The organism is Pseudomonas sp. NBRC 111143, assembly GCF_001320965.1.
Taxonomy (GTDB): Bacteria; Pseudomonadota; Gammaproteobacteria; order Pseudomonadales; family Pseudomonadaceae; genus Aquipseudomonas; species Aquipseudomonas machongensis.
This window is the reverse complement of record NZ_BCBT01000017.1, coordinates 24,709-37,169: the sequence shown is the minus strand read 5'-3', so window position 1 is coordinate 37,169 and position 12,461 is coordinate 24,709. Positions and strand designations below refer to the sequence as shown.

Genomic DNA, 12,461 nt, shown 5'->3' with positions numbered 1-12,461 from the left:
GCGAACATGACTGATGTACGCCGTTGGGTATGGTTGGGCATAGCCCTGCTGATCGCCGTCCTGCTGTACCTGCTGCACAACATCCTCTCGCCGTTCCTGGTGGGCATCCTGCTGGCGTACCTGGCCGACCCGCTGGTCGATCGCCTGGAGCGCCTGGGCCTGTCGCGCACCTGGGGCGTGGTGGTGGTGTTCAGCCTGTTCACGCTGGTGTTCCTCGCCTTGCTGCTGGTACTGGTGCCGATGCTGGCCAAGCAGTTGCTGCGCCTGTACGAGCTGGCGCCGCAGATGCTCGACTGGCTGCAGCATGTGGCCCTGCCGTGGGTGCAGAGCCGTCTGGGCCTGGCCGATGGCTTCTGGAAGTTCGACAAGATCAAGGCTGCCATCGGCGCGCACATGGGCCAGACCACCGACATCGTCGGCATCGTCCTGTCCCAGGCCACCGCCTCGAGCCTGGCGCTGATCGCCTGGCTGGCCAACCTGGTGCTGATCCCGGTGGTGGGCTTCTACCTGCTGCGTGACTGGGACCTGATGATGGCCAAGCTGCGCAGCCTGCTGCCGCGCCAGCGTGAAGACCAGGTGGTGGGGCTGGCGGGTGAGTGCCATGAGGTGCTGGGGGCGTTCGTGCGCGGCCAGCTGCTGGTCATGCTGGCGCTGGGCGTGATCTACGCGGTCGGGCTGTCGCTGATCGGCCTCGAGCTGGGGCTGCTGATCGGCCTGCTGGCGGGGTTGGCGGCCATCGTGCCGTACATGGGCTTCATCGTCGGCATCGGTGCAGCGCTGATCGCCGGGTTGTTCCAGTTCGGCGGCGACCTGTACCCGATGCTGGGCATCGTCGCGGTGTTCATGGTCGGCCAGGCCCTCGAGGGCATGGTGCTGACCCCGCTGCTGGTGGGCGACCGCATTGGCCTGCACCCGGTGGCGGTGATCTTCGCCATCCTGGCCGGCGGCGAGCTGTTCGGCTTCACCGGCGTGCTCCTGGCGCTGCCGGTGGCGGCGGTGATCATGGTGCTGCTGCGCCATGTGCATGACCTGTATAAAGAGTCGGATATGTACGCCGGGGATATCGATCCCGAGCTTTGAACCTCCCAATCGCCCGGCTCACGTGCCGGGCGAGCCCCTGGGACAACCCGCCACCTTGACGTTCCCGCCGCCAATTTGTTTGTGCTGGCGTTTCGGTTACAATCCGCAATCGTTTCAGCCGACCCAGGTCAATCAGACCAATGGCTGAAGTGTGTAAGGGTTCTCTGGCTGCTGAACAATGATCACAAAAAGCCTGCGCTGAAGAACAAGAAACACCTGGGCCAGCCACAGGCCCCCCTCCGTTCTACTGACTGGAAGTGATCAATGTTCAAAAAAGCTGGCAAGACCTTGCTGGGTCTGGCTGTCGCGGCGAGCTTCATGCAAGCGCACGCCGACGAAGCCAAGAAAGTCGATGTGCTCCTGATTGGCGGCGGCATCATGAGTTCGACCCTGGGCGTATGGCTCAGCGAACTGGAGCCGAGCTGGTCGATGGAAATGGTCGAGCGCCTGGACGGCGTCGCCGAGGAAAGCTCCAACGGCTGGAACAATGCCGGTACCGGCCACTCCGCGCTGGCTGAGCTGAACTACACCCCGATGGACAAGGACGGCAAGGTCAACATCTCCAAGGCGATCGAGATCAACGAAGCCTTCCAGGTGTCGCGCCAGTTCTGGTCCTGGCAGGTTCGCCAGGGCGTGCTGAAGAACCCGAAATCGTTCATCAACACCACCCCGCACATGAGCTTCGTCTGGGGCGACGACAACATCGCCTTCCTGAAGAAGCGTTACGAAGCACTGCAGGCGAGCCCGCTGTTCCGCCCGATGCAGTTCTCCGAAGACCACGCGCAGATCGCCAAGTGGGTCCCGCTGATGATGGAAGGGCGTGACCCGAACCAGAAGCTGGCCGTGACCTGGACGCCGATCGGCACCGACGTCAACTTCGGCGAGATCACCCGCCAGTTCGTCGGCCACCTGCAGACCCGCGACAACTTCAAGCTGAAGCTGTCCAGCGAAGTGCAGGACATCACCCGCAACAAGGACGGCTCCTGGCACGTCGAGTACAAGAACCTGAAGGATGGCAGCACCTCTGCCACCGACGCCAAGTTCCTGTTCATCGGTGCCGGCGGCGGCGCCCTGAAGCTGCTGCAGAAGTCGGGCATTCCTGAAGCCAAGGAATACGCAGGCTTCCCGGTAGGTGGTTCGTTCCTGGTGACCGAGAACCCGACCGTTGCCATGCAGCACATGGCCAAGGCCTACGGCATCGCCTCGACCGGCGCGCCACCCATGTCGGTTCCGCACCTGGACACCCGCGTGCTGGACGGCAAGCGCGTGATCCTGTTCGGGCCATTCGCCACCTTCTCGACCAAGTTCCTGAAGAACGGCTCGTACCTGGACCTGCTGAGCAGCACCACCCTGCACAACGTCTGGCCGATGACCAAAGTGGGCATCGAGCAGTACCCGCTGGTCGAGTACCTCGCTGGCCAGGTGATGCTGTCGGATGACGACCGCTTCGAAGCCCTGCGCACCTACTTCCCGCACGCCAAGAAAGAAGACTGGCGCCTGTGGCAGGCCGGTCAGCGCGTGCAGATCATCAAGCGTGACGAAGAGAAGGGCGGTGTGCTGAAGCTGGGCACCGAAGTGGTGGCGTCCCAGGACCGTACCATCGCCGGTCTGCTGGGTGCTTCGCCAGGCGCCTCGACCGCTGCGCCGATCATGCTCAACGTGCTGGAAACCGTGTTCAAGGAGAAGGTCGCTACGCCTGAGTGGCAGGCCCGCATCCGCGAAATCGTGCCGAGCTACGGTACCAAGCTGAACGATTCCGCTGCTGCCGTGCAGAAAGAGTGGAACTACACCGCTGAAGTGCTGCAACTGGAGAAGCCGCCGGTCATCGACCAGAGCGTCGGGACCAGCACCGGTGTCGAGTTGACCGCACCTGCCGAGAGCAAGGCTGCCAACGACATGGCGCTGTAAGCTGCCTGAGGAAATGGCCTGTCGCCTGACAGGCCGTTGCCTGAAAAGCCACGAGGATCGCCGCAGGCGGGCTCGTGGCTTTTTTGCGCCTGGTTACAGTGTTTTGTGGCAGCGGGCCCCTGTGGGAGCGGGCCCGCGAACACCGGCGGAGCCTGTGTCATCCACCGCGGCGCTCTTTTCGCGGGCAAGCCCGCTCCCACAGGGGTGGATTGCAATCAGTGGCTCAATGATCCACGTGCAACTTGTCGTCCAGGCGGTTGCTCGACGAGCCATTCTTCTGCGGCGTCTCGTCGAAATGCTTCCATTCGGCCTCCTGGAAGCGGAACAGGCTGTCATCCTCCGGCGCCTCGCGGTCGCCGTAATGGTGGATCGAGTAGTGGGCATACTCGACCTTGTCCGCCCAGTCGCCCTGCAACAATCCATCGGCCGCCAGGTCCCGGTACCAGTCGTTTTCCTTCTCGCTGGCCTTCTGCCGTTTGTTGTGATCGACGAAGTAACCGATGATCCCGCCGATCACCCCCAGCACCACGCCCACCAGGAAGAAAGGTCCGGTCAGCGCTGCGGCCGTGCCTGCACCGAACAGGCTGGCAGCACCGAGTACACCGGCCGAGGCACCGAAGGCACCGCCGGCGATCTGCAGCCCACCGGAGGCCTTGGCCAGCGGATCGCCATCTTTGATTGCGTTCTTGATGGTGAAGGCCCCCAGGACGATGTCGGCGAAACCACCGGCAAGGTCGGTGGCCGGACCCAGTACCTTGATCACCGACCCCGCAATCTTCGCCGCCTTGCCCGGTGGCAGCTTGACCGTGCCGGAGGCTGATACGGCGTCCTCCAGGCGCTGGGTAATGCCGCCATAGGCGTTCTTGGCGGCGTTGGCGTTGCCCGCGCCGTCACCGAGCACGTCGGAAAAGTCCCCGAGCTTGCTGCCGGGCAGGGTATCGAGCGCTTCGGCGATCTTGGCCTTGGTGCTCGCCGGCAGCTCGCTGAGCTTGAATTCGAACTTCGGCTCCTGGATCCCGCCCTTGCCCCAGATCTCCGGCAGGGTCTTGTCCAGGCCGAGGAAATCGACCAACCCGCTCTTGCCGACCAGCCCGCCGATGGCATCGCCGACCTTGGCGAAGTGGCTGCCAGCGCCGGCAAAACTGACGAAGTCCTTGGCGATCGACAGGCGTTGCTGCCAGGTCTCGCCCAGCTTGCCGCCCTGGCCGACCAGTTGATAGATGCCCGAGAACAGGTTCACCCCGGCACCCAGCGTGCCGAGGATGCCCTTGCTGTTGAGGGCGCTGAACACCTCGCCGAGGGTGCCGCGGTCGGCAATCGGCACATAGGGCTTGGACAGCACGGTCTTCAGGTCGGCCTCGCTGATGCTGCCCTTGGCCATGTCGATCTGCGACAGCTCTTCGAGCACCTTGGTGACCACCGAGGACTTCTGCTTGCCCTGCAGCCCCTCTTCGAGAAACTTCTCGATGACCTCCTGGGTGCGCCGCGGCATGTCCAGCAGTGAGCCCTTGAGCACACTCTTGAGCAGGCCGAACAGGTCCTTGGTGGCCAGCTCCTTGTTCTCGTCGGAAATCTTGCTCGGGTCGCCGACCAGGTCATTGAGGTCGCTGGTCAGGCCGTCGGCCTGGATCGACTGGGCCGCCTTGGTCGCCGCCTCCGGATCGAACAACGACAAGGCCGAGAGCGTATTGTTGAGGTCTTCCTTGGCCTCGTGGTCCTTGCCCTGCTTCTGCAGGTCCTTGAGGTAGGCGATGTAGTCGGGGTTGTTGGTCAGGTCGAGCAGCTTCTGCTTGACCTCGTCCTTGTTGGGGATGCGGTTGAGCGCATCGTCCATCTTCGACTTGTAGTCCTTCTGGATGGTCTCGTCGGCGAACAGGGTGCTGATCTGCTCCTTGAGCTTGCCGCCGTCGATGATGTCGTGCATGTCGGCGGAGGTGAGCTCGGTCTGCTCCTTGTCGAACACCCGCCATGTGCCGCCGAAGGCGCCGGGCTCTTCCTCGTAGCCGGTGATGCCGCGGCCGTTCTGGTAGGCGGCCTGCGCTTCGAGGGCGCGGACCAGCTTGGCGCGCGGGTCGTCCTTGGCGATCGAGCCGTCCTGCACGCCCTTGCGGTAGCTGTCGAGCAACTCTTTGGTGGCCAACTCGCCCACGGTCAGTTCGGGCGAGGACGCATCCTTCTCATCGGCCTTGACCCCGGTCTTGAGATTGAGCGCATCGAGTTCCTCGCGCGGTGGCAGGTTGTACTTGCTGCGGGTCTCATCGACCTCGCCCTTGGTCCAGCCTTCCCACTTGCCGACCACTTCGTCGTACAGCTGTGGGCTCAGCTCCTTGGAGACGATGAACTTGCCCTCGTCGGTCTCGAAGCGGATCAGGCCATCGCCCAGCTCGTCCGGCGAGCCGAAGGACATGTCCTTGTTCTTGAGGAAATCGTTGGGGCCGGCGAGCTTGTAGCCCTCCTTCTCGCTGTCGTGGATCTTGCCCCAGGTGTCGTTGGCGGTCGCCACCTGCTTGAACAGCTCCGGCGAGATGTCGCGCGAGACCACGACCTTGGTGCCGTCGTGGGTTTCGTAGGTGAGCACATTGTCTTCCTGGCCGGTGGTCCAGCCGAAGCCCTTGTAGTCGTTCAGGCCCGGGGCCTGGGTATTGGCATCGGCCAGCACGGCACCGTTGTCCAGTGCGGTGCGGATGTCGCCAGCCTTGGCCGGGTCGCTGTAGACCTCGTGCAGGCCGGCCAGGTAATCGAACAGCTTGGGGTTGTCGTCGCGGGCGACCACCACTTTCTCGCCATTGTGTTCATAGCGGATAAGGTCCGGGCCGACCTCGTCGCGAGCACCGATGGCCGTGCCGTCGAAGGGCGGCCAGACTTCATTGTCGGTGGCGCGCCGGTAGCCGTCGGCTTCGCTGGCCTGCAGGCCCGAGAGGCTGTCATAGGCACTGGCGGCGGCCTTGTACAGCTCGGGATTGTCGCGCTCGGACACCACGTACTTGCTGCCATCCTGGGTCTCATAGCGGATCACGCCCGGCCCGACTTCCTCGGCCGGGCCCACGGCGCGGAAGTCGCCAAGCGTGCCGGGTACCTCCTGGTCGGCGCCGGCCCATTGGTAGCCATCGGCGATGCTGCTGTTGATGCCCGAGAGTGCCTTGTAGTCCTGCGAGACCTGTTTGAACAGGTCAGGATTGTCCTGCTCGGCGACGATGTAGGCCTTGCCGTCGGCGGTCTGGTAGCGGATCAGGCCGGGGCCGACTTCGTCAGCGGCACCGATGGCCTTGTAGTCAGCGAGGGTAGCGGGGGCCTGGGCGTCCTTGCCGAGCAGTTCGTAGCCGTCCTGCTTGCTCTTGGCGATGGCCTCCAGCGCCGGGCGGGCCTCGACGATCTGTTGGTAGAGCTTGGGGTTGGTGGCCTTGCTGACCAGCACGGCGTCGCCTGCGGTCGTCACGTAGCGCACGGTGTCGGCCCCCTGGGCGCCAGGGGCTTCGATCGAGGCCAGCTCGCCCAATGCGGGCATCTGCTCGTCGGGCTTGGCACTGCGGTAGCTGTCGGCGTTGCGCTCGCTGTTGGCGAGCAGCACGCGGAAGGTGGCGGCGGGCTTGTGGTCGCGTGGCTCTGACAGTTTGATGTCGGCGCTACGGGTGAGGGGGCTGGTCGACATGCCGTGAAACTCCTTTCGTCGGGGCAGAAAGGGCGCAAGGCGTGTCAGTGTTGCTGGACGCTCGGCGACCCTCGAGGCGGCTCGACGGTAGCAGAACAAGATGTAAGCAAAGATTTCAGTGCGCGGGAATTCACAACGTTTTACGTCTGTGAAACAACGGTCCTGATCGTTACGGCAGAGGCAATAACCCTACCGTTAATCCGATTATTTGGCCTATGGCAAATGGCCAGCTAGCCTGCAAATCAGCGTCAGGGATAACGCTGAATACTGGGACCATGAAGGACCCGCCTCTTGTGTCGTCCCGACGCTTTATCTGCTGAGGAGACGATAATGAGAACACGACCGAAACACCTGGCCTGCCTGGGCGCAGGCTTCACCAGCGTACTGGCCATGGCCGCTGTGGCAGACAGCCCCGTGCTGTCGCCGCAGATTCCCTTCGATGTCACCGTCGTGGTACCGCCCACACCTACCCTTGAAAGCCTGCAGCACGATTTCGACCTGTTGTCGTGGAAGACCTTCGTCGCCCTGAACTGGCCGGCCAAGCCCGATGGCAGTGCCGACACCGATGCGCCGATCGGCAAGCCGAACACAACGACGGTGTGGGAGTCGTGGAAGGAGAGTTACGAGATCTTCCTGCCCAAGGGGCAGAAACCTGTAGGTTGGCACGAGAAAGCCCCGCTTCCCGCGGCCTGTGAGGGCAAGGGCAACCTGCCTGTGCTGCAGCAGATGGGCAAGGTCGCCGGAGTGCTCGATGAGTTCATCCAGCCGTTCAAGACCGGGCCACTGGTCGACCAGAGCGGGCAGTACACGCGCAACGCGATCATGGTCAACCAGCCGATGTTCGACGATATCGTCAACAACGGCCTCTACAGCAAGGAGGGGCAACAGGCGTTCCTCGGCAAGAGCGACAACCGCATCGCCTTTGCCTGCGGTTCGAACGAGGATAAGCGGGTCGGCGCGATCATGGTCAAGTCGGCCTGGAAGGTCCTCGACGCAAGCGACAAGGCCGATGAGTTCCATGCCGTCGATGCGCTGGTTTACACCCCGGGCAATGACGATCCGGACAAAGGGGCGCTCATCCCCGAGTCGTGCAGTGCGCAGAAGGTCGGCCTGGTCGGGCTGCACATCGTACACAAGACCCAGGACGCGCAGCAGTGGGTGTGGTCGACGTTCGAGCACGTGCGCAACGTGCCGGAAAAGACTACGCCGGTGAGTGAGCGCAAGGGGCCGTACCTGTTCTATGACGCCAAGGCCGATCGGCCGATCAACGAGCCGCCGGCGCAGCCGTGGGATCCGTCGAAAAAGGCCGAGCCGTCGCAGATCGTGCGCGAGATTCCGATCACTGCCGCCGCCCAGGCGCTCAACCAGCAGTGGCGAGGCGCGCTGGCCGGCACGGTCTGGGCCAACTACCAACTGGTCAGTACGCAATGGCCGACCAAGCCCGCCAAGGATCCGAAGTGCCAGGTACCGGACCCGGTCAATCCCTTGGGCTCTCCGGCGCCAAGCTTCCTGGCCAACGCGACGCTGGAAACCTACAACCAGGGCACCGTGCCGCAGGCGTCTTCGAGCTGCATGGAGTGCCACAACAACGCGACCACCCGGGTGACCGAGTCGCCGCGCACCAGTTTCGCCGACTTCACCTTCCTGCTTGAACGTGCCCAATCCACTGGCGCCAAGGAGTGATGCCATGAACGACCAGAACCTGCAGAACTTCATCGAGCTTTCGGCGCTGCTGACGGGGCTGTCCAGCGACCACCTTGCCCCGTCCGACGACCCGGTCAACCTGCCACCGGTGTTTTTCGCCACAGCGCAAAGCGGCATGGGCGCGGCAGCCTTCAGCCATCTGCTGGAGCTGTTTGTCAGCCTCAAGGGTCGGCCCGAGAAAGAGATCGCCGCCGCCATTCTGGAGCGCAAGGATTCACCGATCGCCCAGGGCGCGCGTTCGATCATGAAGCTCTGGCTGCTGGGCAGTTGGTACCAGCCCTACGACCTGAAGGACGCGCGGAAAACCCAAGGTGATATCCACGTGGTTTCCGACCAGGCCTACAAGGAAAGCTGGGCATGGAAGATCGCCCAGGCCCATCCCATGGGCTACAGCCAGTATCACTTCGGCTACTGGGCCGAGCAGCCACCAACCCTCGAGCAATTCACCGGTGTCAAAGCCAAGGAAGGGCAGCAGCCATGAGCCTCGTACAAGCCAAGAACATCGAGCAAGCCGATGTGATCGTCGTGGGCGCCGGCATGGCCGGCAGCGTGATGGCCTACCAGTTGGGCCTGGCCGGGCTCAAGGTACTGGTGCTGGAGTCGGGGCCGGCGATTCCGCCGAACCGCAGCGAGTACCTGGAGCGTTTCTACACCGCGGTGCTCAAATCGCCTGAATCGCCCTATCCGCCTGAGCAGGGCGAGCAGACCCCGGACAAGCAGTTCGCCCCCCGGGCCACCATCCAGGACCTGATCACCGCCGGCGGCAGCGACCCGCACAAGCAGCAGAAAAGCTACCTGGTACAAAAGGGGCCACTGCTGTTCGCCAGCACCTACGAGCGGGTCGGCGGCGGCACCATGTGGCACTGGATGGGCACCGCACTGCGCCTGTTGCCCAATGACTTTCGCATGAAGTCGGCCTACAACGTCGGGGTCGATTGGCCGATCAGCTATGCCGACCTGCAGACCGCGTACTGCCGCGCCGAGGAGGAGATGGGCGTGTCTGCCGATGTGGCGGCCCAGTCCTACCTCGGCGTGACCTTCCCCGAAGGCTACCAGTACCGCATGCACGGCATCCCGCCTTCGCTGGTCGACCAGGGCGTGGCCAAGGCAATCGACGGCAAGCGCTATAACGGCATCACGCTGAAGGTGCGCCCGACCCCGGCCGGACGCAACTCGCAGAACGACAACGGGCGGCGGGTCTGTGCCGGTAATACCAGCTGTACGCCGATCTGCCCGATCCAGGCCAAGTACGATGCCACCGTGACCATGGCCAAGGCGCTGGACACTGGCAACGTGCGCATCCTCTACCAGACCGTCGCCAGCAAGGTGCTGGTGACCGACAAGCAAGTCAGTGGCATCGAGTTCATCCAGTACCAGGCCGACGGCAAGCGCAATGATGGCGTGGCCCAGGGTCAGCGTTACGTCATCGCCGCCCATGCCATCGAGACGCCGAAACTGCTGCTCAACTCCAAAAGCAAGGATTGGCCGGATGGGGTTGCCAACAGCAGCAAGCAGCTTGGCTGTGGCTTGTCGGACCACCCGGTTTACCTGGCCTGGGGCCTGATGCCCGAAGGTAAACCGCTGTTCCCGTTCCGTGGCCCGCTGTCGACTTCAGGTATCGAGGAAATGCGTGACGGCGACTTTCGCAGGAAACATGCGGCCTGGCGTATCGAGATCGGCAACGAGGGCTGGAACTGGTCGCAGGAGGACCCTTACAAGGCCGTTTGCGACTACATCGACGGGACCAACGAGGGCGGGACCAACCCCAAGAAGTCGGCGCTGTCTGGCAAGGAGCTGGTGCAGCAGCTCAACAGCGTGCTGACTCGCCAGTTCCGCCTGGGCTTTCTGGTCGAACAGTTGGAAAAAGACCCGGACAAGGCGCTGTGTCGAGTGAAGGTCAGCGATACCCTCACCGATGGCCTCGGACTGGCTCGACCGGAGATCGAATATGATTTTTCCGACTACACCAAGGAAGGATTCAGGCAGGCGCGTTTGGCCGCAACGCACATCATCACCGAGCTGATGGGCGCCAGCGAGCTGACCAACTTCCATCCAGACAAGAACGGCGGACCGCAAACGGTGTTCGACTATGGCAACGAACGCTATGCGTTCTATGGCGCCGGGCACCTGATGGGCACCTACCGCATGGGTAGCGACCCGGGCAAGTCGGTGGTCGACAAGCAGCAGCGCAGTTGGGACCACAAGAACCTGTTCCTGGTCGGCGACGGTGTGTTCCCTACCACCGGCACTGCCAACCCGACCCTGACCATCACCGCGCTGACCTTCCAGGCTGCCGATGTGGTGGCCAGCGACCTGCTTGCGCGCACCGTCGAGGTCCAGGCCAACCAGGCCTGGCAGGGGACCGGGGTGCAGGTCAATGGCCACAGTTGGCAGTTGGCGGTGTGCAAGGGCGGGCAGTGGACGGCCAACCCGGCGACCGGGTTCGTGGGCGCCAGGGGTAATGCCGGCTTGATCGCCAAGCCCGGCTATACCTTGCCCGGGCAGAACGAAGGTGCGCTGATCGGCCGTATCGGCAGCAACGGAACGCCGTTTCTGGTGGGGGACAAGGTGCAGCTGCCCCGCGGTCAGAAGGGCGAGCTGCAGTTGTGCATCAATGACGATCTGGAGGGGCGCTACGGGGTTGGTCTGCGCGACAACCTGGGCAGCTTGAGCGTCGAGCTGAGCTTCGGATCCTTGTAGTCCGCGATGGCAGGATGGGCACCGGCGTGGCCGGTGCCCTCCGATCACGCTTCTTCGAAATGCATTTCTGGCGGCTGCTTGCTGAATCCACCCGTCAGCACGGCCAGATACAGGATGCCCGCCGCCAGCCAGGCCAGGCCCAGGTAGATCGCCAGGTGATCCAGGCTCACCATCAGCCACAGGTCTGCCAGCAGGCCGATCAGCGGGAACACCAGGAACAGCAGCACCGCGCGTGGCCCGCGTTCGCCACGGCCGATCCAGTAGTGGAACACCACCGACAGGTTGACCAGGCTGAAGGCCAGGAAGGCGCCGAAGTTGATGAACGAGGTGGAAGTGGTGACATCCATGTGCAACGCCAGCAGCGCCACCACGCCGCACAGCACGATGCTGCCGACCGGGGTGCCGAAGCGCTCGCTCAGGCGCCCGAAGAATGCCTTGGGCAGTACACCGTCACGCCCCATGGCGAACAGCAAGCGCGAGGCGCTGGCCTGGGCGGACAGCCCCGAGGTGAACTGACCGACGATCAAGCCGACCAGGAACAGGCTGACGAACAGGTCGCCACCGATATTGCGGGCGATCTCGTAGGCCCCCGAGTCGGCGTTTTCGAACTGGGTGGAGGGGTGGGCAAGCTGCACGAAGTAGCTGGCGGCGATGAACAGGAAGCCACCGATCAGGGTAATCAGCAGGATTGCCCGCGGGATGTTCTTGCGCGGCTCGTGGGTTTCCTCGGTCAGGGTACTCACGGCATCGAAGCCCAGGAACGAATAGCAGGCAATCGCTGCACCGCTCATGATCAGCGGCAGTTGCACGCCTTCCTTGAAGAAAGGCTCAAGCGACCACAGCGGTTTGCTCGCATCCCCCAGCACATAGTGGATCGCCAGCACCACGAAGGCCGCCAGCACCAGGAACTGCACCAGCATCAGCGCGCCGTTGATGTTCTTCGCCAGGCGCAGGCCGACCACGTTGATCGCCGTGGTCACGCCGATGAACGCCAGCACCCACAGCGCCTGTGGCACGGCGGGGAAGGCCGAGTGCAGGTAGGCTGCGCCGATCAGCCAGATGGCCATGGGCAGGAACAGGTAGTCGAGCAGCACGCCCCAGCCGGCCAGGAAGCCCAGTTTCGGGCTGATCGACTTGCGCACATAGGTGTACGCCGAGCCCGCCACCGGGAAAGCGGCGGCCATGCGCCCGTAGCTCAGGGCGGTGAACAGCATGGCGACGGAGGCGGCGAGGTACGCCGAGGGGACCACGCCGCCAGTGGTGTCGGCGAGGATGCCGAAGGTGCCGAGGACGATGATCGGGGTCATGTAGGCGATGCCGAACAGCACCACCGCACTGAGCGAAAGGGTTCGCTTGAGTCGGGCCATTACTGCTTACTCCAGATTATGTTTGTTATGCAGAGTCGAAATCGACGCAAAAA

7 protein-coding genes are annotated in these 12,461 nt (G+C 63.6%); 5 read left to right on the top strand and 2 right to left on the bottom strand.

Translation table 11 applies throughout. The annotated features are described in order from the left end of the window. The first annotated feature begins 6 nt into the window (after positions 1–6). Together APH44_RS11875 and mqo are read left to right on the top strand one after the other, a co-directional pair. On the top strand, positions 7–1,080 hold the full coding sequence (locus tag APH44_RS11875) for an AI-2E family transporter (RefSeq protein ID WP_054892889.1): 1,074 nt from the start codon (positions 7–9) through the stop codon (positions 1,078–1,080). A 264-nt stretch (positions 1,081–1,344) separates the two neighbouring features. Further along, entirely contained in the window at positions 1,345–2,988 is a 1,644-nt protein-coding gene (gene mqo, locus APH44_RS11870; RefSeq protein ID WP_054892888.1) for a malate dehydrogenase (quinone), read from the top strand. 223 nt (positions 2,989–3,211) lie between these two features. Here the strand turns inward: mqo and APH44_RS11865 are convergent, their stop codons facing one another. Next, the gene (locus APH44_RS11865; RefSeq protein WP_054892887.1) at positions 3,212–6,637 is read right to left on the bottom strand and encodes a hypothetical protein; all 3,426 of its coding nucleotides are present in this window, start codon (positions 6,635–6,637) and stop codon (positions 3,212–3,214) included. A gap of 330 nt (positions 6,638–6,967) precedes the next feature. Here APH44_RS11865 and APH44_RS11860 point away from each other — a divergent pair, with 330 nt between their 5' ends. The 3 genes from APH44_RS11860 to APH44_RS11850 are packed head-to-tail and all read left to right on the top strand — an operon-like array spanning position 6,968 to position 11,041. Then, positions 6,968–8,320, top strand: coding sequence for a hypothetical protein (locus tag APH44_RS11860; RefSeq protein WP_054892886.1), 1,353 nt, complete (start codon positions 6,968–6,970; stop codon positions 8,318–8,320). Between the two features lie 4 nt (positions 8,321–8,324). Further along, positions 8,325–8,822 carry a sorbitol dehydrogenase gene (locus APH44_RS11855; protein ID WP_054892885.1) on the top strand — a complete coding sequence of 166 codons (498 nt, stop codon included), beginning with the start codon at positions 8,325–8,327 and terminating at the stop codon, positions 8,820–8,822. Next, complete coding sequence (locus APH44_RS11850; protein WP_054892884.1) at positions 8,819–11,041, top strand: GMC family oxidoreductase; 2,223 nt, start codon at positions 8,819–8,821, stop codon at positions 11,039–11,041. Before APH44_RS11855 ends, APH44_RS11850 begins: the two co-directional genes overlap by 4 nt. Before the next feature lie 44 nt (positions 11,042–11,085). On the opposite strand, the gene APH44_RS11845 is transcribed toward APH44_RS11850, so the two are convergent. Then, positions 11,086–12,408, bottom strand: a complete 1,323-nt coding sequence (locus APH44_RS11845) for an APC family permease (protein ID WP_054892883.1) — start codon at positions 12,406–12,408, stop codon at positions 11,086–11,088. Positions 12,409–12,461: the final 53 nt, after the last annotated feature.

Excerpts from the sequence above, each read along its gene's own strand:
- APH44_RS11850 (WP_054892884.1), top strand. The coding sequence starts at position 8,819 with ATGAGCCTCGTACAAGCCAAGAACATCGAGCAAGCCGATGTGATCGTC.
- APH44_RS11875 (WP_054892889.1), top strand. The coding sequence starts at position 7 with ATGACTGATGTACGCCGTTGGGTATGGTTGGGCATAGCCCTGCTGATC.
- APH44_RS11860 (WP_054892886.1), top strand. The coding sequence starts at position 6,968 with ATGAGAACACGACCGAAACACCTGGCCTGCCTGGGCGCAGGCTTCACC.
- mqo (WP_054892888.1), top strand. The coding sequence starts at position 1,345 with ATGTTCAAAAAAGCTGGCAAGACCTTGCTGGGTCTGGCTGTCGCGGCG.
- APH44_RS11845 (WP_054892883.1), bottom strand. The coding sequence starts at position 12,408 with ATGGCCCGACTCAAGCGAACCCTTTCGCTCAGTGCGGTGGTGCTGTTC.
- APH44_RS11855 (WP_054892885.1), top strand. The coding sequence starts at position 8,325 with ATGAACGACCAGAACCTGCAGAACTTCATCGAGCTTTCGGCGCTGCTG.
- APH44_RS11865 (WP_054892887.1), bottom strand. The coding sequence starts at position 6,637 with ATGTCGACCAGCCCCCTCACCCGTAGCGCCGACATCAAACTGTCAGAG.